Here is a 19,833-nt window from a genome sequence, read left to right as displayed (position 1 = left end):
GCGGGCGCCGGGGCAGCGCTGCAGCGTGTGCCACGGCCAGCTCCCGCGTCAGGGCGCCGTGTGGTGGGTGCCGCCAGCGGCAGGGGCCTGCTGCCCGGCGGGGGCGATCTGCGGATGGTCGGGCATCATGTTCGCGTTCATGTGGAACATGACCCACAGCGTGCCCGCAATCGCGATGGCCACGAACACCACGGTGAAGATGGTGGACAGCATGGTCCAGCCGCCTTCGATCTTGCCGTTCATGTGCAGGAAGTACACCATGTGCACCACGATCTGCACGACGGCAAAGGCGCCCAGCACCAGCACGGCGGTGTTGCGGTCGGCAATCACCTTGGCCATGACCAGCCAGAACGGAATGGCTGTGAGGATGATGGACAGGATGAAGCCCGTCATGTACCCCGACAGCGTGCTGTGCGGGCCGTCGTCGTGGTGGTCGTCATGCCCGCCGTGGCCGTGGGCTGCGTGGGTTGTGTGTTGTGCGCTCATTTACAGCACCCCCATCAGGTACACAAAAGTGAAAACGCCGATCCAGACCACGTCCAGAAAGTGCCAGAACATCGACAGGCACATGAGGCGACGGTTGTTCTCGGGGATCAGGCCGTGCTGCTTGATTTGAATCATCAGCACCACCAGCCAGATCAGACCGAAGGTGACGTGCAGCCCGTGCGTGCCCACCAGCGTGAAGAAGGCCGACAGGAAGGCGCTGCGCTGGGGCGTGGCGCCCTGGTGGATCAGGTGGTAGAACTCGTACAGCTCCAGACCCAGGAAGCACAGGCCGAACAGGCCGGTGATGGCCAGCCACAGCAGGGTGCCGTTCACGTCCTTTTGCTGCTTGCGCAGCATGGCAAAGCCGAAGGTGATGGACGACAGCAGCAGGAAGGCCGTGTTGATGGCCACCAGCGTCAGGTCAAACAGCTGCGCGCCGGTGGGGCCTGCCGCATAGCTGCGGCCCAGCACGCCATAGGTGGCAAACAGGGCGGCAAAGATGAGGCAGTCGCTCATCAGGTACAGCCAGAAACCCAGGGCGGTGCCGTTTTCGGGATGGGGCTCGTGCGCGAGGTGGTACTCGCGCGGGGCCAGGGCGCCTGCGGCGGCGCCAGCGTTAAGGCGAAGTTCAGACATGGCGGGCCAGTTGGAGTGTGCGGGCTTCTTCGGTGGCCTTCACTTCGGAGGCCGGGATGTAGAAGTCACGCTTGTAGTTGAACGTGTGGATGATGGAAGCCAGCAACAGCGCCGCGAACGACGCGCCCGCCAGCAGCCACATGTGCCAGATCAGAGCGAAGCCGAACACCAGCGACAGGCCCGAGATCACGACACCCGCGCCGGTGTTGGCAGGCATGTGGATGGGCTGGAAGCCGGTGAGCGGGCGCTTGTAGCCGTGCTTCTTCATGTCCCACCAGGCGTCAATTTCGTGCACCACGGGGGTGAAAGCGAAGTTGTAGGCAGGTGGGGGCGACGAGGTGGCCCATTCCAGCGTGCGGCCGTCCCAGGGGTCGCCGGTCACGTCCCGCAACTGGTCGCGCTTGAGGTAGCTGACCAGCAGTTGCATCAGGAAGCAGCCAATGCCGGCAGCGATCAGGGCTGCGCCGATGGCGGCGATGATGAACCAGATCTGCAGGGACTGGTCTTCAAAGTGGCTGACGCGGCGGGTCACGCCCATCAGGCCCAGCACATACAGCGGCGTGAACGCGACCCAGAAGCCCACGACCCACAGCCAGAAGGAGCGCACGCCCCAGGTGCGGTCGAGCTTGTAGCCGAAGGCCTTGGGGAACCAGTAGCTGATGCCGGCAAACATGGCGAACACCACGCCGCCAATGATCACGTTGTGGAAGTGGGCGATCAGGAACAGGCTGTTGTGCAGCACGAAGTCGGCTGGGGGCACAGCCAGCAGCACGCCGGTCATGCCGCCGATGGCGAACGTCACCATGAACGCCACAGTCCACATCATGGGCAGCTCAAAGCGGATGCGGCCCTTGTACATGGTGAACAGCCAGTTGAAGATCTTCGCCCCCGTGGGGATGGAGATGATCATGGTGGTGATGCCGAAGAAGGTGTTCACGCTCGCGCCCGAACCCATGGTGAAGAAGTGGTGCAGCCACACCAGGTACGACAGGATGGTGATACACACCGTGGCGTACACCATCGAGGTGTAGCCGAACAGGCGTTTGCGGCAGAAGGTGGCCACCACTTCGGAGAACACGCCGAAGGCAGGCAGCACCAGGATGTAGACCTCAGGGTGGCCCCAGATCCAGATCAGGTTCACGTAGAGCATGGGGTTGCCGCCCAGCTCGTTGGTGAAGAAGTTGGTGCCCACGTAGCGGTCCAGCGACATCAGCACCAGAGCGGCCGTCAGCACGGGGAAGGACGCCACGATCAGCGCGTTGGTGCACAGGGCAGTCCAGGTGAAGACGGGCATCTTCATCAGGTTCATGCCGGGCGCGCGCATCTTGATGATGGTGACGATCAGGTTGATGCCCGAGAGCGTGGTGCCCACCCCGGCAATCTGCAGCGCCCAGATGTAGTAGTCCAGCCCGGTGCTGGCGCTTTGCGAGCCCAGGTTGGACAGCGCCAGCCAGCCGGAGGTGGAGAACTCACCCAGGAACAGCGACACCATCACCAGCACGGCGCCAGCGGTGGTCATCCAGAAGCTGAAGTTGTTGAGGAACGGGAACGACACGTCGCGCGCACCGATTTGCAGCGGCACGAGGTAGTTCATCAGGCCGGTGACCAGCGGCATCGCCACGAAGAAGATCATGATCACGCCGTGGGCGGTGAAGATCTGGTCGTAGTGGTGCGGCGGCAGGTAGCCCATGTTGTCGCCAAAGGCCATGGCCTGCTGCAGGCGCATCATCACGGCGTCGGCAAAGCCGCGCAGCAGCATCACCAAGCCCAGGATCATGTACATGATCCCGATCTTTTTGTGGTCGATGCTGCAGATCCAGTCGCGCCAGAGGGTGCCCCACAGGCGGAACTTGGTGATCAGCGCCATCACGGCGATGCCGCCCAGCACGACGGCAATGAAGGTCCACAGCACGATGGGCTCGTGCGCCATGGGCACGGCGTCCCAGCTCAGGCGGCCCAGTGCCCAGTGGGCAGGAGTTGCGTTTTCAGGGGTCATAGCGAGGCTCATTGACGGATGCCGGCGCCGGAGGTTTGCGCCGGTGCGTTGCGGGTTTCAAGCGCGGCCACCACTTGGGCGGCGTTCTGTGCGGTGCACACGTCCTGGGGCAGGTTCAGGCCGGCAGCGCGCATGTAGGCTTCGCCACCCAGGGAGTCGATGGCCATCATGTGGTGCATACACATCTTTCCTTCTTCCACGCAGCGGTTGAGCACCTTGTCGTACAGGCCTTCTTCCACCGAGGCAAAGCGCTGCACGGGGTCGCGCTCGCTGGGCTTGGCCAGGTTCAGGTAGGTGGCCTTGTCCAGCGGCTTGCCTTCGGTCTTGGCTTTTTGCACCCACTGGGCGAAGTCTTCATTGCTCAGGCCATGGAACTTGAACGTCATGCCCGAGAAGCCCGCGCCGCTGTAGTGCGACGACATGCCGTGGAACACGCCTGGCTTGTTGATCACCGCGTTCAGCTCGGTCTGCATGCCGGGCATGGCGTAGATCATGCCGGCCAGGTCGGGCACGTAAAACGCGTTCATGGTCGATGTCGCGGTCAGCTTGAACAGGATGGGGCGGTCCACCGGCGCGGCCAGTTCGTTCACCGTGGCAATGCCTTGCTCGGGGTAGAAGAACAGCCACTTCCAGTCCATGGCCACCACCTGCACTTCGAGCGGCTTCACGTCGGCAGGCACGGCGCGCTGCGCGTCGATGCGGTCCAGGGGGCGGTAGGGGTCTAGCTTGTGGGTGCCGATCCAGGTGAGCGCACCCAGGGCGATGATGATCATCAGGGGCACAGTCCAGATCACCAGCTCCAGCGTGGTGGAGTGGTGCCACTCGGGGTCGTATTCGGCTTCCGTGTTGCTCTGGCGGTATTTCCAGGCAAAGAACAGCGTGAGTGCGATCACCGGCACGATGATGATGAGCATCAGCAAGGTGGCGGTAATGACCATCTGGCCCTGCTGGGCGGCAATGTCACCAGCCGGGTTCAGGACAACGGCCTTGCTGCAACCGGCCAGGCCGGTTGTCAGTGCGATCGCTGCCAGCCCGGCGGGCCTGCGGAGTTTTTGGGTGTTCAACATGCGAAGAGCGCGACAAAGGCGCGTTTAGGTGTAAACGCGAATGACTGAGGGTTCGCAATGTAGTACGGCTAGCGAATTTGTCGATTGGACATTTTGTCCAACATCAAAGGCGCACGACTGTTTTTCACTCTTTCGCAGGAGTCTTGATCTGCCGCAGTGCCGAAAACGCCCTGCGCAATCAGGGTTTTCCTATGCGCAGCCTAGCGAAAGCTCACTTGTGGCGCGGGAGAGCGGCGTGTAGAACGGAGCTGTATCACTTGCTTGAGGAGCGTCAATATGTACAGCCCAGGTTCTGCGGCACTGCCTGTTCCAGGCTTTGAAAGTTCGGTCTCCCTTGCACGTGCCCATACCGATGAGGACGTCACCCCTGGTGAGATCGCGGTGGGGGTCATCATTGGGCGTTCGTCTGAATATTTCGACTTTTTTGTCTTCGGCATCGCCAGCGTGCTGGTGTTTCCCTCGCTGCTCTTCCCGTTTATGTCGCGGCTTGACGGCACGTTGATGGCATTTGCCATCTTTGCGCTGGCTTTTGTGGCCCGCCCGGTGGGCACGGCCATTTCCATGGCCGTGCAGCGGCGCTGGGGCCGGGGCACCAAGCTCACGCTGGCGTTGTTCCTGCTGGGCGCTTGCACGGCGGGCATGGCGTTTTTGCCCAGCTATGCCTCGGTGGGCAGCACGGCCATCGTGGCGCTGGTCATCTTGCGCATTGGCCAGGGGCTGGCGCTGGGCGGCACCTGGGACGGCCTGCCCTCGTTGCTGGCGATGAGCGCGCCGCAAGAGCGGCGCGGCTGGTTCGCCATGATCGGGCAGCTGGGCGCGCCGGTGGGCTTTGTGCTGGCTGCCAGCCTGTTTTCCTACCTGTACGGCAGCCTGAGCACGGCAGAGTTTCTGGACTGGGGCTGGCGCTATCCCTTCTTCGTGGCCTTTGCCATCAACGTGGTGGCGCTGTTTGCCCGCCTGCGCCTGGTGGTGGGCCAGTCGTACGCCGAACTGCTGCAGCAGCGTGAGCTGCAACCCGTGAGCGTGAGCCAGGTGGTGCGTGATGAAGGCGGCAATGTGCTGATTGGCGCGTTTGCCGCGCTGGCCAGCTTTGCGCTGTTTCACCTGGCCACGGTGTTCCCGCTGTCATGGATCGTCATGTATTCCGAACAGTCCATTACCGAGGTGCTCAGCGTGCAGATCGTCGGCGCCTTCCTGGCCGCGGGGGCGATCATGCTGTCGGGCTGGCTGGCCGACCGCATCGGGCGGCGCAATCTGCTGGGCTCGATGGCAGTGTTGATTGGCCTGTTCAGCTTTGCGGCGCCCTGGCTGCTGGGTGCAGGGTCTGCGGGCAACAACGTGTTCTTGCTGGTGGGCTTTGTACTGCTGGGGTTGTCGTACGGGCAGGCTTCGGGCACCGTCACTGCCAATTTCTCGGCCCAGTACCGCTACACGGGCGCGGCCTTGTCGGCAGACCTGGCCTGGCTGCTGGGCGCGGGTTTTGCGCCGCTGGTGGCGCTGGGGCTGTCGGCCAAGTTTGGCCTGGGCGCCGTGTCGGTGTACTTGCTGTCGGGTGCGGTGTGTACCTTGGCGGCTTTGCGCATCAACCGCTTGATTGAGCGGCGCGAGTCTTGAAAAGTACCGTCACCCACCGCCTCTGGCGCGGTGGGTGGCGGGCCTTTTCCGGGCCTCTTCTTTGGGTCTTGAGTTTTTCGGGTTACTTGGCGTACGGGTCCGCAAACCCCAGCTCTTGCATGATGGCGGTTTCGTAAGACTCCATCTCGTCCGCGTCTTCCGCACTGGTTTCATGGTCCCACCCCTGGGCGTGCAAGGTGCCGTGCACCAGCAGGTGGGCGTAGTGCTCTTCCAGACTCTTGTTCTGCTCCACCGCTTCGCGCGCCACCACGGGCGCGCACAGCACCAGGTCGGCCGTCACCACAGGTTCCTGCGTGTAGTCGAAGGTGAGCACGTTGGTGGCGTAGTCTTTCTTGCGGTATTCGCGGTTGAGCTGCTGCCCTTCCTCGGTGCCCACAATGCGCACGGTGATTTCCGCGTCGCTCGACAAGGCGTGGCGAATCCAGCGCGTGACCTTGTGGCGTGACAGCACAGCGCGGTGTTCCGCCACGCCATCAAACTTGCCAAATTGCAGGGACAGCGAGAGTTGGTTCAGAGTCATATTGGCACCTGGCGCTTATCCAATAAGCGCAAGCAGCTATCAAATTAATAGTAAAAATAATCAACTACGCGCTGCCAGGGCCCGGCGGGGCGCGTCGTACGCATCCACAATGCGCGCCACCAGGGGGTGGCGCACCACGTCGGCGCTGGTGAAGCGGGTGATGGCAATGCCTTTGACGCGCTTGAGCACCCGCTCGGCGTCGATCAGGCCGCTCATGGCACCCTTGGGCAGGTCGATCTGGCTCACGTCGCCTGTGACCACCGCGCGCGAGCCAAAGCCGATGCGGGTCAGGAACATCTTCATCTGCTCAGGCGTGGTGTTCTGCGCCTCGTCCAGGATCACAAAGGCGTTGTTCAGCGTGCGCCCGCGCATGAAAGCCAGCGGGGCAATTTCAATGGCGTTGCGCTCAAACGCTTTTTGCACCTTGTCGTGGCCCATTAATTCATACAGGGCGTCGTACAGCGGGCGCAGGTAGGGGTCCACCTTCTGCGCCAGGTCGCCCGGCAAAAAGCCCAGGCGCTCCCCTGCCTCCACCGCCGGGCGGGTCAGCACAATGCGCTGGACGGAACTGCGCTCCAGGGCATCCACGGCGCTGGCCACTGCCAGGTAGGTTTTGCCCGTGCCCGCAGGGCCAATGCCGAAGGTGATGTCGTGGGTGGCAATGTTCTGTAGGTACAGGCTCTGGGTGGCCGTGCGCCCGCGCAGGTCGGCCCGGCGGGTGCTCAGCACGATGGCGTCCTCGGGCGCGTCCAGCAGGTCGCTGTCGCCGGCCAGCATCAGCTGCAGGTGGTCTTCCGGGATGGGGCGCTCGGCAATTTCGTACAGCGCCTGCAGCAACTCCATCGCCTGCGTGGCCTTGGCCTTGGGGCCGTCCACCTTGAACTGCTCGTGCCGGTGGGCAATGCCCACGCCCAAGGCCACCTCGATGGTGCGCAGGTGCGCGTCCGCCGGGCCGCACAGGTGGGTCAGGCGGGTGTTGTTGTGCGGGAGGAAGGTGTGGCGCAGGATCACGCTGATAATTCCAGTCGGCAAAAAAGCCAATGACGGCAAAAACGAGGGCGCCACCCGCATCGGCATGCGGCGGCGCCAAAGGACTCCAATGATAGGCAAATTGACCGGCACCCTGCTGGAGAAGAATCCCCCCGAGGTGCTGCTGGACTGCCACGGCGTGGGCTACGAGGTGAATGTGCCCATGAGCACGTTCTACAACCTGCCCGCCGTGGGCGAGCGCGTCAGCCTGCTCACGCAGTTCATCGTGCGAGAGGACGCGCAACTGCTCTACGGCTTTGCCACGGCCCCGGAGCGCCAGGCATTCCGTGAGCTGATCAAGATTTCCGGCGTGGGCCCACGCACGGCGTTATCCATTCTGTCGGGCATGGGCGTGAGCGATCTGGCGCAGGCGATTTCGCTGCAGGAGGCGGGTCGTCTGGTGAAGGTGCCGGGCATCGGCAAAAAGACCGCCGAGCGTTTGCTCCTGGAGCTCAAGGGCAAGCTGGGAGCGGACATCGGTGCTGTGCGAGGTGCCGCCAACAGCGATGCGCAGGCCGACATTCTGCAGGCCCTCCTGGCTTTGGGGTACAACGACAAGGAAGCGGCGGCGGCGCTCAAGGCGCTGCCCGCGGAGGTGGGGGTGAGCGAGGGGATCAAGATGGCGCTCAAGGCGCTGGCGAAGTAGTGGATGGGATTCAACCAGAAGGGGATGACTGAGATGATGATGTATCGCGCTTTGCTTCAAGGTGCCGGACTGTTGGTGGTCTTAGCGGTGGCTGCCTGTGGCGGAGGCGGCGGCGACTCGCCAGCCGCACCGCCGGCCCCGTCCACGCCGGTGGCCCCGGAGCAGCCTAACCCGCCCCTCACTCCCGCACCACCTTCCGCACCGCCGCCGCCTCCCGTCACACCTGTGCCCGTGGTTACCGACCGCATCGAGGCGCTGGATACCGGTCTTCCCAGGCTGGCCCCCCAAATGTCGGCTACGGCGGTGGCGCGCCGCACGGGTGGGCCGGTCGCCACCCCCGTGAACCTCGGCCCGCTACCCAGCGCTCAAGGGTTTGAGAAAAAGGCCACCGAACGTGCGGCGCTCGCCAAAGGCGCCCCGCAGCAGATCGGTGTGGCCCGCCCCGTGGCCGCCACCGCCAGGCCGCGCGATATGCTGGGCCAGCTCCAGTGGCAGGCCGTGGGCGGCGGCTTGCAGCGGGCGGCCGTCAGCTTCAAGGCCGAGGGCGCGCATGGCGTTCGGCTGGGGGTGTTGGTGCGCAATTTGCCGGCCGGCACCGTGCTGCGCTTTTATGCCCAGGCGGGCGGCGATGCCGTGCAGATCACGGGCGAAGAGGTGCTACGCACCATTCAGCGCAATCTGGACGCGGGTGACAAGGGCGATGCCGCACGCACCTACTGGGGGCCCGATTTTGGCGGCGCCGAAACCACGCTGGAATTGCAGGTGCCGGTGGCGGCACGGCTGGAAGAGCTGGATATCGCCGTGCCCACGCTCTCGCACTTCTTCGTCTCGCCCGATCAGGCCACGGCCGCGTCGTTTGCCAAGGTGGGCGAGTCGGGCAGCTGCAACATCGACGTGTCGTGCAAGGCCGAGCTCAATGCAGAAAGTCGCGCCGTGGCACGCATGATTTTCGTGCAGGAAGGCGGCAGCTACCTTTGCACGGGCACGCTGCTCAACGACATATCGTCGAGCAGAATTCCGTACTTCCTGTCGGCACACCACTGCATTTCGACCCAGACCGTTGCGTCGACGCTGACCACTGACTGGTTCTACCGCTCCACGTCATGCAACACGGCCAGTGCCAACCCGGGCGCGCAAAAGGTCACCGGAGGCGCTGCGCTACTGTTTGCTGATTCGCAGACCGACACCTCGTTCATGCGCCTGAACAGTGCGCCGCCTCAGGGCGTCGTGTACGCGGGCTCGTACTTTGGGCAGGTGACGCAGTCCTCGCCGGTTTTGGGCATCCACCATCCACGCGGTGACCTGCAAAAGACCAGCGCCGGGAGCGTTGAAGCGTTCAGTTACTGCAGCAACGAGCAATGTTTCCCCAGCACCCAGCAAGACGGGCGTTACTACTCGGTTGGCTGGGTGTCAGGCACCACAGAGGGTGGCAGCAGTGGCTCGGGACTGTTTTCAACCATTGATGCGAAACGCTACGTGGTTGGCCAACTCTACGGCGGCGCTTCCAGCTGCCAGGCGCCTACAGGCCGCGATTTCTATGGGCGGTTCGACCTGCCGTTCCAACTGGCCATCAAGACCTGGCTGACGCCCGGTTTGTAATCAGCAATCCTCAACCGTGCGTGCAAGCCTGCCCGAATGACCATCCAGACCGACGACTTCACTCCCGCCCCCGCCAAGCGCGTGATCTCCGCCGCCCCCGTCTCGCCGCAGGAAGAGGCGCTGGAGCGGGCGCTGCGTCCCAAGCTGCTGCAGGAGTACGTTGGGCAGGCCAAGGCGCGGGAGCAGTTGGAGATCTTCATCGGTGCCGCCCGCAAGCGGGGCGAGGCGCTGGACCATGTGCTCTTGTTCGGCCCGCCCGGGCTGGGCAAGACCACGCTCAGCCACATCATTGCGGCCGAGTTGGGGGTGAACTTGCGGCAGACCAGCGGGCCGGTGCTGGAAAAGCCCAAGGACCTGGCCGCCCTGCTCACCAATTTGGAAAAGAACGACGTTCTTTTCATTGACGAAATCCACCGCCTCTCGCCCGTGGTCGAGGAAATCCTCTACCCCGCGCTGGAGGACTACCAGATCGACATCATGATCGGTGAGGGCCCGGCGGCGCGCAGCATCAAGCTGGATCTGCAGCCGTTCACGCTGGTGGGCGCCACCACGCGAGCGGGCATGCTCACCAATCCGCTGCGCGACCGCTTTGGCATCGTGGCGCGGCTGGAGTTTTATACGGCCGACGAGCTGGACCGTATCGTGCAGCGCAGTGCGGGGCTGCTCAATGCGCCCATGGACGAGGAGGGCGGTTTTGAAATCGCCCGCCGCTCGCGTGGCACGCCGCGCATTGCCAACCGGCTGCTGCGCCGGGTGCGCGACTATGCCGAAGTCAAGGGCGACGGTCGCATCACCAAATCCATTGCCGACAAGGCGCTGGCCATGCTGGACGTGGACCCGCAAGGCTTTGACGTGATGGACCGCAAGCTGCTCGAAGCCGTGATCCACCGTTTTGATGGCGGCCCTGTGGGGCTGGACAACATCGCGGCCAGCATTGGGGAAGAGGCAGGCACCATTGAGGATGTGATTGAGCCCTACCTCATCCAGCAGGGCTACCTGCAGCGCACGCCCCGTGGCCGCATCGCCACGCTGGCGGCGTTCCGCCACCTGGGGGTGGCGCCACCGCAAGCGGCCGGTGGGCTGTTTTCTGAATGAGCAAAAACGCAGCAACTGGCAGCCAGGGTGGTCGGGTGAATCGACGCTGGCTGGTCTGGGCGCTGGGCGCTGCTGTCTTGGTGGCGGCGGTTGCCATGGGCGCGGCCACGTTGCGCGGCCCGCAGGTCGATGCGCTGGTGGTTCAGTCGGCGCCGCTGGTGCGCACGCTGCAGTTTTCAGCGCGAGTCGCCACGTTGTCGCGGGTGGATGTGGGCAGCACCGTCACCGGCCGTGTGGCCCAGGTGCGGGTGATGGAGGGAGCACCGGTGCGCCAGGGCGATGTGCTGGTGCAGCTCGAATCCGACGAATTGCGTGCCGCTTTGGCCCAGGCCGTTGCGGCGGAGCGCCAGGCAAAGGCGCGGCTGGAAGGCCTTCGCAGCACGGGCCGCACTGCCGCCCAAGCAGCGCGGGCGCAGGCCGATGCCTCGCTGCAAGCTGCCAGTGCCAGCCTGGCGCGGGTGCAGCAGTTGGTGGCCGAGGGGTTTTACAGCCCGGCGCAGCTTGACGAGGCACGCCGGGCGGTGGACGTGGCAAGGGCGCAGCAGCTCGGTGCGCAAGCACAACTGCAGGCCACTGCCGATGCGGGCACCGAGGTGGCCCAGGCCCAGGCCCAGTTGGCGTTGGCCCAAGCGGCCACGGTGGCTGCACAGGCCCGCCTGGCACAAGCCACGCTGGTGGCCCCCGCCGATGCGCGCGTGCTGGTGCGTGAGGTGGAGCCTGGGCAGATCGTGCAGCCGGGCAAGGCCCTGCTCAGCCTGGCGCTGGCCGGGCCCACGCAGCTGGTGGCCCAGGTGGACGAGCGATTTCTGGAACAGCTGCAACTGGGTCAGCCGGCCTGGGTGGTGGCCGATGCGTTTGCGGCGCAGCGCTTTGCAGCCCGCGTGCTGTCCATCGCGCCGGCGGTGGATGCGCAGCGCGGTGCCATTGAGGTGAAGTTTTCGATTGAGCAAGCCCCCGCCTTTTTGCGCGAAGACATGACCTTGTCGGTGGAGGTGGAGACCGCCCGGCGCGAGCGCACCCTGGTGCTGCCCCAGGCCGCTTTGCGCGGACCGGCCGGTGGCGATCAAGCCAGCGTGCTGGTGCTGCAGGATGGGCGCGCCCAGGTACGCAACGTGCGGCTGGGCCTGCGCACGCTGGATGCGGTCGAGGTGCTTGGCGGCCTGAAGGAAAGCGACACGGTGCTGCGCGGCCATGCGAGCTTGCAGGACGGTCAACGCGTGCGTGCCCGCACAGTGCCATGGACCACGTCATCGCCCGCGCCCACTACGGCGTCTCAGGGCAGTGCGCAGGGGGGCGGTGCAGCCTCTGCGTTGACCGGCACCATGGGCCGTTGAGCCTGCCGCCATGTGGATCTGGCCCGGCTTCGAGTTTCGCGTGGCGCTGCGCTTCTTGCGCGAAGGGCGCATGCAGACCGTGCTCATCATCGTGGGCGTGGCCGCGGGCGTTGCCGTCATTGCCTATATCTCGGCGCTCATCAGCGGCCTGCAGGCCAACACCCTGGCCAAAACGCTGGGTGCCCAGGCGCACGTCACGCTGCGCGCGCCGGACGATCTGGTCACCCCAGCCGCCCCGGCATTGCCAGACGCTGCCGCGCTGACAGAAACCCAGCCGCGCGCGCAGCGCTTGCGCTCGGTAGCCAACTGGCAGGCGCTGGTGCCGTTTGCTGGAAGGGTTGCCCGCCGTGGCAGGTGTTTCACCCATGGTGTCGGGCTCGGGCCTGGCGCTGCGCGGCGAGGCATCACAAGCCATTGCCCTCATGGGGGTGGAGCTGGACCGCTATGACCGCGTGGTGGGCCTGCGCTCCAAGGTCGTCAGCGGCAGCGCGCGGCTGGCGCCAGGCGAGGCGGTGATAGGCCGTGAGTTGGCGCAGGACCTGGGGGTGCGCGTGGGCGACCGCCTCACGGTGCAGACGGGCAGTGTGAGTGGCTCGGTCAGCGATTCGGTGCGCGTGACCGCACTGGTGGACCTGGGCGTGAAAGACCTGAACCGGCGCACCGTGATCGTGCCGCTGCGTGCCGCGCAAAGCCTGCTGGCGCTGCCCGGTGGCGCCACCCAGCTGGACCTGACCCTCAAGGACGTGTGGGTGGCCCAAGCCCTGGCGCGAGAGCTGCAAAGCCAGTTCCCCTACAAGATCGAGAGCTGGCAAGAGAGCAATGCCCAGCTGGTGTCGGCACTCAACGCGCAGTCCGTCAGCACCTCCATCATCCGGGGCGTGGTGCTGGCGGTGGTGGTGTTGGGCATTGCCAGTGTGCTGGTGGTGTCTGTCGTGCAAAAGGGCCGCGAGATCGGCATCCTGCGCGCCATGGGCGCCACGCGGGGCCAGGTGCTGCGGGTGTTTCTGGTGCAGGGTGCCGTAGTGGGGGCGCTGGGCTCGGTGCTTGGTCTGCTGCTGGCGGTGGCGCTGATCTGGGTGTTCACCCACTTCGTACGCGGCTCGGATGGCCTGCCGCTGTTTTCAATTGCCTTGCCGCTGCCCATGGCGCTGCAGATCGCGCTGATTGCCTCGGTGTGCGGCGTGCTGGCGGCCGTGGCCCCGGCGCAAGCCATCCGCATGTGAGGCTTGGATGAACACCGCGGATGCTGTACTGCCCCCTGAATTGATTGCGCTCGATGCCGTGCGCAAAAGCTACAACCTGGGCCGCCCCAGCGAGGCCGAGGTGTTGCACGGCATCAATCTGCAGGTGCGCCGGGGCGAATTCATCGCGCTGATGGGGCCCTCGGGCTCGGGCAAGAGCACCCTGCTCAACATCCTGGGCCTGCTGGAGCGCATGACGTCCGGCAGTTTTCGGCTGGATGGCGAAGAAGTGCAGGGCCTGGACGATGCGGCCCTGACTTTGCGCCGCCGTAGCACGCTGGGCTTTGTGTTTCAGTTCCACCATCTGCTGCCAGCGTTCTCGGCGCTGGAGAACGTCACGTTGCCCGCCCTCATGGCCGAAGGCCGCGTCAGCCGCGCGCACCGCGACCATGCGCGCAGCCTGCTCGACGCCGTGGGCCTGGCCCAGGCCATGAACAAGCGCCCGGCCGAGCTGTCGGGCGGCATGCAGCAGCGCGTGGCCATTGCGCGCGCGCTGGTCATGAACCCGCCGCTGGTGCTGGCCGACGAGCCCACGGGCAACCTTGACACGGCTTCTTCTGCTGAAGTGTTTGCCCTGCTGCGCCGCATTCACGCCGAGCGGGGCACGAGCTTTGTGGTCGTCACACACGACCCGCGCCTGGCCGCGCGATGCGACCGGCTGGTGGAACTGATTGACGGCCGCATTGCGCGCGATGAGGCCATCACCGAGGGTGTGGAGCCGGCACCGCACGGGTGTGTTAGACAGGGTGGATGCTATTAAGTTGATAGCTGCTTGCGCTTTACAGAAGAGCGCTAGAGCCTGATTTGGTTGAAAATTGCTTGGCGCCGCGAGCAGGGAAGCCTCGGGTGCCGGCTACTGCCTTATTGGGCGCCTCGCCCGCCAGCCAGCCGCTGACGATCAGCATCTGCGCTGCGTAGTATGTGGACAGCACCCACACCGGGGCCCATGGCAGGGGCGTCACAAACCGGTCGGTCGCCAGCAAGGAATCGCTCAGCATGAAGCACCCCGCCCCCAGCGCCACCCGCAGTGCTGGCCCGCTGCGCAGCACGGTCGCCCGGCCCATGGCCTGCGCGGCCATCAGCGCAATCACCAGTACGTAGGCGGCCACCGGCACGCGCAGGGCAGGGGGCAGGCCTCCCGTCCATAAAAAGGCGTACATGCCCAGGCCAATGCCCAACGTGGCGGCCAGCACCCCCCGGTGGGGAAACCATACCTGCCCGCGTTTGAACAGCGCGACATAGAACAGATGCGCCACCAGAAAACTCACCAGACCAGGGATGAAAAAGCCCTGGAACATGAGGAACACATCCCCCGCCAGCGATCCAGCCAACGCGGCAGCCAGCAGAAGCCAGTTCTTTGAATCAAATTGGTCTCTGGCGCTTGTTGAGTAAGCGCTAGCAGCTACTAAAAAAAGAGCAAAAATCATCGTCAGCGGTTTGAACAGCCAGTGCCATTCGGTAAACCCCAGCGCGCCGGTGGCGGTGGCCAGCGCAGCGCTTTGCAGCATCAGTGCCATCAGCATGCCGATGCGCCCCTGCATCACCGCGCCCAAAGCCCATTGCCCCACCAGCAGCACCGCAAACCAGATGGCGTTGTGCGCCAGTGGTGCGGTGTCGGCCTGCCATAAAAAAGCGCCCACCCCCGTGAGCAGCACCGCAAACTGCACCAGCGCAAACCACTGCACCGCGCGTGACATGGGCGGCTGAAAGATCTGCATCTGCGCCATGCTGAAGGCGGGCTTGGGAAAACGCTCCGCCACATCGGCAGGGCGCCAGCCCGGTGGCTTGATCCAGACCTTGAGCTTGTCTGCCCAGTTACGTGCGTGCCAGCTGTCGTGCGCCAGCCCGGCGTACACCTGCGCGTTGGCCCACAGCGGATCCCAGCTGTTGAGCAGCCCACGTGTGCCGTACGCGCATCGGTCAAGCGCATCCTCCTCCTTGAAGGTGCCAAACAGCCTGTCCCACAGGATCAGGATGCCTCCATAGTTCTTATCCAGATACGCATCGTTCACCGCGTGGTGCACGCGGTGGTTGCTCGGGCTGCAGAACCAGCGGTCGAACCAGCCGAGCTTGCCCACCTGCTCGGTGTGCACCCAGAACTGGTAGAGCAGGTCGATCAGTGCGACCACTCCGAACACTATTGGCGGCACGCCCGCCAGCGCCATGGGCACGTAAAAGACCCAGCCCAGCAGCGCGCCCGAACTGGTCTGGCGCAGCGCGGTGCTCAGGTTGTAGTCCTGGCTCTGGTGGTGCACCGCGTGCGCGGCCCACAGCACGGCTGATTCGTGCCCCATGCGGTGCAGCCAGTAATAGCAAAAGTCGTAGAACAGCAGCGCCAGCAGCCAGCCGGGCAGGCTGGTCCAGAAGGCATCGTTGCGCCACAGCGCGACATGCTCGAACAGGGCGGTATAGATGCCGATGCGCAGCAGGTGGGTGAAGGCCGCGCTGGTCTGGCTGAGCATGCCCAGACTGATGCTGCTGACCGCATCGGCCAGCCGGTAGGTGTTGCGCTGGCGCCGCCAGCCCACGGCCAGCTCGATGGCGATCAGCAGCAGAAAGACGGGGGTGGCGAGGACGATGATCTGGCTGGGGCTCATGGAGGACACCAAAAATGTCCGCCGATTGTTTCCCTGATCAGGTCAGCGCACCTCTGGCATCAACCCTGATGATCCGCTCCACCGTGCCTTGCGCCAGCCCTCCCCGCACGCCGATCAAAAAATCGTGCAGGTTCACCGTCGGATCGCAATGGCCGGGCACCAGCCACAGCATGCGGCCCAGGGCGGGTAAGCGCGCCTTGTCGCCTTCGGCGTACAGCAGGCCGTGCTCGTCGCCCCCATTGGCGTAGCGCAACGCCCGGTCGGCAGGCAGATGGGCCACGGTGGGCAGGCCCGAGTCGATGGCGTGGCTCTTGTGGCCCGCGTCGCACACGGCATGGGTGTCGCGCACGGAAATCACCTGGGTCTTGACGAACAGGGCGTGCTCGAACGCGGGCTGCGCGGGGTCGCGTTCGTTGCGGGCGTAGTCGGCGTCCATGAAAAGGAACGACCCCGCCTGCAGCTCGCCATACACCCCGCTGGCCGCTTCGTTCACCAGCGTGCCGGTGCCAGAGCCCGTGACCAGCGGCACGGGCAGCCCGGCGGCTTCGATGAGGCCGCGCGTGTGCGCCGCCTGCTGCACGGCGCGGGCAATGGCTTCGCGCCGTTCGGCGGCGCTGGCAAAGTGCTGGGCGCGGCCATGGTAAGCCTGCAACCCGGCAAAGCGCAGCCGTGGGTGGCGGGCCACCGCCAGCGCCAGGGCCACGGCGGGCTCGCCCGGCGGCACACCGCAGCGGCCCTGGCCCACGTCAATCTCTACCAGCACATCCATGCCCGCGTCGCTGCCAGACTGCGCCATCGCTTCGGCCAGGCGCTCGATGCCCTCCGCGCTGTCCACCGCCACGCCCAGGCGGCCGCCCCGGCTGGCCAGGGCCGTGGCCAGGCGCGCGGCGCGGTGCAGCTTGGGCATGGCAATCACCTCGTTGGTGATGGTGATGTCCAGCACGCCGCCAGCGGCCAGCGCCTCGGCCTCGGAGACCTTTTGCACGCATACGCCCTGTGCCCCGGCCTGCTGCAGCAACAAGGCCAGCTCGGCGCTCTTGTGCATCTTGGCGTGGGGCCGCCAGCGCACCTGGTGCTTGCGGGCGAAGTCGGCCATGCGCTGGATGTTGCGGTGCATGGCGTCCAGGTCCACCACCAGGGCGGGGGTGTCGATCAGGTCTACCCGCTGGCCGATGAGGGCGGCGAGGGCGTCAGGCGTGGTTTTCATCGCGTACGGCGTTGTCCAGGTGCTGCGTGTCGGCCCATCCCACCAGGCTGAGACCATCGGGTGTCCAGAGCAGGCGGTTGATGGTCGCATTGCCCAGTTGCCAGGTGCGCGGGGCTTGAATGTCCTGGCGGGTGGCGGCGCGGTACAGCACGTCCAGCACGCCGCCGTGGGCCACCAGCACGATCTGCCCGCCCATATGCTGGGCTGCCAGGGCATGGGTGGTGGCGGTGATGCGCTCGCGCAGCGCGATCAGCGATTCGCCACCCTCGGGTGCAAAGGCGGGGTCGCGCTTGCGCCAGCGGTACGCTTGTTCTGGCTCTTTGGCTTCCAGCTCTTCAAAGGTGTGGCCTTGCAGCACGCCAAAGCTGCGTTCACGCAGGCCCTGGTGGGCGGCCAGCGGCGCCTGTGTGGTTTCTGCGATGGCGCGGGCCGTGACCCAGGCGCGTTGCAGATCGCTGCTGTAGATGGCGTCGATGGGCTCATCGGCCAGCGCCAGCGCCGCCTGGCGGGCTTGCCACAGGCCCACGTCGTTCAGCGGAATGTCCAGATGGCCCTGAAGGCGGCTGTCCACGTTCCAGGCGGTTTCTCCGTGGCGGATGGCGATGATGCGGGTGGCGTCCATGCAATGTCAGGGCTGGGTCGGTAAGGGAATGCGCACCTGGCGCGGGCCTTGGGGTGGCTGGGGAAAGCCGGTGAGCGCGGCGTCGAACAGCACGCCGTAAACCGCGGGGTCAGACACCCACACGTCTTCGTGCACGGCCGAGGTTTCGTAGACTACCTCCTGCGTGCGCGCATCGCGCATCACGATGCTGACCACGCGCCGGTGCAGCGGGGCGGGTGCACCCACCTGCCACAGGCCGCTCATGCCCCAGCTACCACGCCCGCCATACCAGCCGAGGCCGCCAAAGGCCCAGTGCGGGTGGTCATCAAACGGGTCGCGGCGCGGAGTGAAGCCCGCCTGCGCGCCCAGTTGCACCACCCATTGGCCGCTTTCATCATTGCGCTGCAGCCCGGCGCGCGCCAGGGCTTGCTCGGCCAGCGCCAGGATGGGGTCGAACGAGGGCGTTTGCTGCGAGGGCAGGCGCTCCAGCCGGTACGTCATGGGCTGCTGGGCGGTGACAGCGGCGGGCAGCCTGGAAAAGCTGCGTACATCGCCTTCCACCACGCGGTGGGTGGCGCACCCGGCCAGCACAGCGGCCATGCCCAGCAGCACGGCACATTTCTTCCATTGCAAAGTCATCATGGCAAGTCTCCTGAAGCGGTTGCGGTGGATGGCTGCAGTGAGTGGTGCAGCGCGCTGGCTGGGGTGGCCTTCAGGGGGAACGGCCGCCTGGCTATAGATTCAAGCAGTCAGAGCGTGAAGCTGGGTCAAAGATTCCTCAACCGATCTGCACCACCTGCACACCGGGCAGCGTGGGCGCGGGCGCAAACTCTTCCTTGTCAAACGCCTTGTCTCCGTTTTCGTCGGCCACGCCGGTGGCACGGGCGTTCTTGAAGTCGTACAGGCTGCCGTCCAGCAGGTGCGAAGGCACCACGTTCTGCAGGGCGTTGAACATGTTTTCGATGCGGCCGGGGAAGCGCTTTTCCCACTCGCGCAGCATCTCGCCCACCTGCTTGCGCTGCAGGTTCTCCTGGCTGCCGCACAGGTTGCACGGGATGATGGGAAAGTTGCGGTGCGCGGCCCAGCGGGCGGTGTCTTTCTCGGCCACATAGGCCAGAGGGCGGATCACCACATGCTTGCCGTCGTCGCTGACCAGCTTGGGCGGCATGCTCTTCATCTTGCCGCCGAAGAACATGTTGAGCAGCAGCGTTTGCAGGATGTCGTCGCGGTGGTGGCCCAGGGCGATCTTGGTGCAGCCCAGCTCATCGGCCACGCGGTACAGAATGCCCCGGCGCAGGCGGCTGCACAGGCTGCAGGTGGTCTTGCCCTCGGGGATCAGCTTCTTGACGATGCTGTAGGTGTCTTCGTTCTCGATGTGGAAGGGCACGCCGGTGCTGGCCAGGTATTCGGGCAGCACATGCTCAGGAAAGCCCGGCTGCTTCTGGTCCAGGTTCACGGCCACCAGGTCAAAGTGGATGGGCGCGCGGGCCTTGAGCTTGAGCAGGATGTCGAGCAGCGCATAGCTGTCTTTGCCGCCGGACATGCACACCATCACCTTGTCGCCTTCTTCAATCATGTTGAAGTCGACGATGGCCTTGCCCACCTCGCGGCACAGGCGCTTTTCCAGCTTGTGGGTTTCGCGTTCGATTTTCAGGCGGGCTGCGTTGGCCGTAGGCTCTTGCGATGCTTCGGCCTCGTCGGTCCAGCCGGTGGTGGTGGGATTGGGGTTGTTGATCACTGCGTTCATAGGTTTACCACTGCCCCGTTTCCATGCGAATCGCCACTTCGCAATCGTCAAAAATTTCCAGCTTCGCAATCTTCACGCGCACGCCCAGCACGCCGGGCAGCTGCATCAGCCGGTTGGCCAGCTTGCCGATCAGGCTCTCGAGCAGGTTCACGTGCTCGGCGGTGCACTCGTCAATGATGATCTGGCGCACGCGGCGGTAGTCCAGCACGTGGCTGATGTCGTCGTCGCGCGGGGCCAGGGGCTGCACGCCCAGGCTCAGTTCGGCATCGACCTGGATCGGCTGCGGATCGATTTTTTCGTGCTCAAGGATGCCCAGGTTGGCATCGAAGCGCAAACCGGTCAGCGTCAGGGTTTGAAGACCTGCACGTGGGGGGATGTTCTGGGTTGGGGTGATCAC

General features: G+C 65.2%; 20 protein-coding genes. 8 read left to right on the top strand and 12 right to left on the bottom strand.

Annotated features, from left to right (window positions below; translation table 11 throughout):
• Window positions 1-48: 48 nt before the first annotated feature.
• From cyoD to cyoA, 4 genes are read right to left on the bottom strand one after another with little or no spacing between them, the layout of a single operon-like run.
• Window positions 49-486, bottom strand: coding sequence for a cytochrome o ubiquinol oxidase subunit IV (cyoD, locus tag BDD18_RS07725; protein ID WP_142082291.1), 438 nt, complete (start codon window positions 484-486; stop codon window positions 49-51).
• Window positions 487-1,122, bottom strand: coding sequence for a cytochrome o ubiquinol oxidase subunit III (cyoC, locus tag BDD18_RS07720; RefSeq protein WP_044395617.1), 636 nt, complete (start codon window positions 1,120-1,122; stop codon window positions 487-489).
• Window positions 1,115-3,118, bottom strand: coding sequence for a cytochrome o ubiquinol oxidase subunit I (gene cyoB, locus BDD18_RS07715; RefSeq protein ID WP_142082289.1), 2,004 nt, complete (start codon window positions 3,116-3,118; stop codon window positions 1,115-1,117). The genes cyoC and cyoB overlap by 8 nt, the downstream gene beginning before the upstream one ends.
• 8 nt (window positions 3,119-3,126) lie before the next feature.
• A complete protein-coding gene (gene cyoA, locus BDD18_RS07710; protein ID WP_142082287.1) occupies window positions 3,127-4,185 on the bottom strand; it encodes a ubiquinol oxidase subunit II in 1,059 nt (352 codons plus the stop codon).
• A gap of 276 nt (window positions 4,186-4,461) precedes the next feature.
• On the opposite strand from cyoA, the gene BDD18_RS07705 reads away from it, so the two are divergent.
• Entirely contained in the window at window positions 4,462-5,799 is a 1,338-nt protein-coding gene (locus tag BDD18_RS07705; protein WP_142082284.1) for an MFS transporter, read from the top strand.
• 82 nt (window positions 5,800-5,881) lie between these two features.
• Here the strand turns inward: BDD18_RS07705 and ybeY are convergent, their stop codons facing one another.
• Together ybeY and BDD18_RS07695 are read right to left on the bottom strand one after the other, a co-directional pair.
• Window positions 5,882-6,340: an rRNA maturation RNase YbeY gene (gene ybeY / locus BDD18_RS07700; RefSeq protein ID WP_044395623.1), complete on the bottom strand. Its 459-nt coding sequence runs from the start codon at window positions 6,338-6,340 to the stop codon at window positions 5,882-5,884.
• A gap of 60 nt (window positions 6,341-6,400) precedes the next feature.
• Window positions 6,401-7,351, bottom strand: a complete 951-nt coding sequence (locus BDD18_RS07695) for a PhoH family protein (RefSeq protein WP_066784519.1) — start codon at window positions 7,349-7,351, stop codon at window positions 6,401-6,403.
• 88 nt (window positions 7,352-7,439) lie between these two features.
• Between BDD18_RS07695 and ruvA the strand changes: the two genes are divergently transcribed.
• The 7 genes from ruvA (at window position 7,440) to BDD18_RS07665 (ending at window position 14,044) form a co-directional block, all read left to right on the top strand.
• Window positions 7,440-8,015, top strand: a complete 576-nt coding sequence (gene ruvA / locus BDD18_RS07690; protein WP_066692719.1) for a Holliday junction branch migration protein RuvA — start codon at window positions 7,440-7,442, stop codon at window positions 8,013-8,015.
• Between the two features lie 231 nt (window positions 8,016-8,246).
• Window positions 8,247-9,614, top strand: a complete 1,368-nt coding sequence (locus tag BDD18_RS07685) for a trypsin-like peptidase domain-containing protein (RefSeq protein ID WP_244939010.1) — start codon at window positions 8,247-8,249, stop codon at window positions 9,612-9,614.
• 36 nt (window positions 9,615-9,650) lie between these two features.
• Entirely contained in the window at window positions 9,651-10,709 is a 1,059-nt protein-coding gene (gene ruvB / locus BDD18_RS07680) for a Holliday junction branch migration DNA helicase RuvB (protein WP_142082282.1), read from the top strand.
• Window positions 10,706-12,043, top strand: coding sequence for an efflux RND transporter periplasmic adaptor subunit (locus BDD18_RS07675; RefSeq protein ID WP_244939009.1), 1,338 nt, complete (start codon window positions 10,706-10,708; stop codon window positions 12,041-12,043). Before ruvB ends, BDD18_RS07675 begins: the two co-directional genes overlap by 4 nt.
• A gap of 10 nt (window positions 12,044-12,053) precedes the next feature.
• Window positions 12,054-12,491: an ABC transporter permease family protein gene (locus BDD18_RS22460; protein ID WP_244939008.1), complete on the top strand. Its 438-nt coding sequence runs from the start codon at window positions 12,054-12,056 to the stop codon at window positions 12,489-12,491.
• Window positions 12,391-13,266 (top strand): ABC transporter permease, encoded by an 876-nt coding sequence (locus tag BDD18_RS07670; RefSeq protein WP_244939007.1) that lies wholly within the window; start codon window positions 12,391-12,393, stop codon window positions 13,264-13,266. The genes BDD18_RS22460 and BDD18_RS07670 overlap by 101 nt, the downstream gene beginning before the upstream one ends.
• Window positions 13,267-13,273: 7 nt before the next feature.
• On the top strand, window positions 13,274-14,044 hold the full coding sequence (locus BDD18_RS07665) for an ABC transporter ATP-binding protein (protein WP_142082279.1): 771 nt from the start codon (window positions 13,274-13,276) through the stop codon (window positions 14,042-14,044).
• Window positions 14,045-14,063: 19 nt separating this feature from the next.
• On the opposite strand, the gene BDD18_RS07660 is transcribed toward BDD18_RS07665, so the two are convergent.
• The 6 genes from BDD18_RS07660 to BDD18_RS07635 form a co-directional block, all read right to left on the bottom strand.
• Window positions 14,064-15,881: a lysoplasmalogenase family protein gene (locus BDD18_RS07660; protein WP_142082276.1), complete on the bottom strand. Its 1,818-nt coding sequence runs from the start codon at window positions 15,879-15,881 to the stop codon at window positions 14,064-14,066.
• Between the two features lie 37 nt (window positions 15,882-15,918).
• Window positions 15,919-17,088: a DSD1 family PLP-dependent enzyme gene (locus BDD18_RS07655; protein ID WP_142082273.1), complete on the bottom strand. Its 1,170-nt coding sequence runs from the start codon at window positions 17,086-17,088 to the stop codon at window positions 15,919-15,921.
• The gene (locus tag BDD18_RS07650) at window positions 17,072-17,710 is read right to left on the bottom strand and encodes a histidine phosphatase family protein (RefSeq protein WP_066697744.1); all 639 of its coding nucleotides are present in this window, start codon (window positions 17,708-17,710) and stop codon (window positions 17,072-17,074) included. Before BDD18_RS07650 ends, BDD18_RS07655 begins: the two co-directional genes overlap by 17 nt.
• A gap of 6 nt (window positions 17,711-17,716) precedes the next feature.
• Window positions 17,717-18,328, bottom strand: a complete 612-nt coding sequence (locus BDD18_RS07645) for a DUF4136 domain-containing protein (protein ID WP_142082578.1) — start codon at window positions 18,326-18,328, stop codon at window positions 17,717-17,719.
• A 139-nt stretch (window positions 18,329-18,467) separates the two neighbouring features.
• Window positions 18,468-19,436 (bottom strand): tRNA 2-thiocytidine(32) synthetase TtcA, encoded by a 969-nt coding sequence (gene ttcA / locus BDD18_RS07640; RefSeq protein ID WP_211360693.1) that lies wholly within the window; start codon window positions 19,434-19,436, stop codon window positions 18,468-18,470.
• A 4-nt stretch (window positions 19,437-19,440) separates the two neighbouring features.
• Window positions 19,441-19,830, bottom strand: a complete 390-nt coding sequence (locus tag BDD18_RS07635) for a dihydroneopterin aldolase (RefSeq protein WP_370541162.1) — start codon at window positions 19,828-19,830, stop codon at window positions 19,441-19,443.
• Between the last annotated feature and the right edge of the window lie 3 nt (window positions 19,831-19,833).

This window comes from Acidovorax temperans (genome assembly GCF_006716905.1).
Taxonomy (GTDB): Bacteria; Pseudomonadota; Gammaproteobacteria; order Burkholderiales; family Burkholderiaceae_C; genus Acidovorax; species Acidovorax temperans.
The sequence above is the reverse complement of the archived record's forward strand: the minus strand, read 5'-3'. Positions and strand labels throughout refer to the sequence as shown.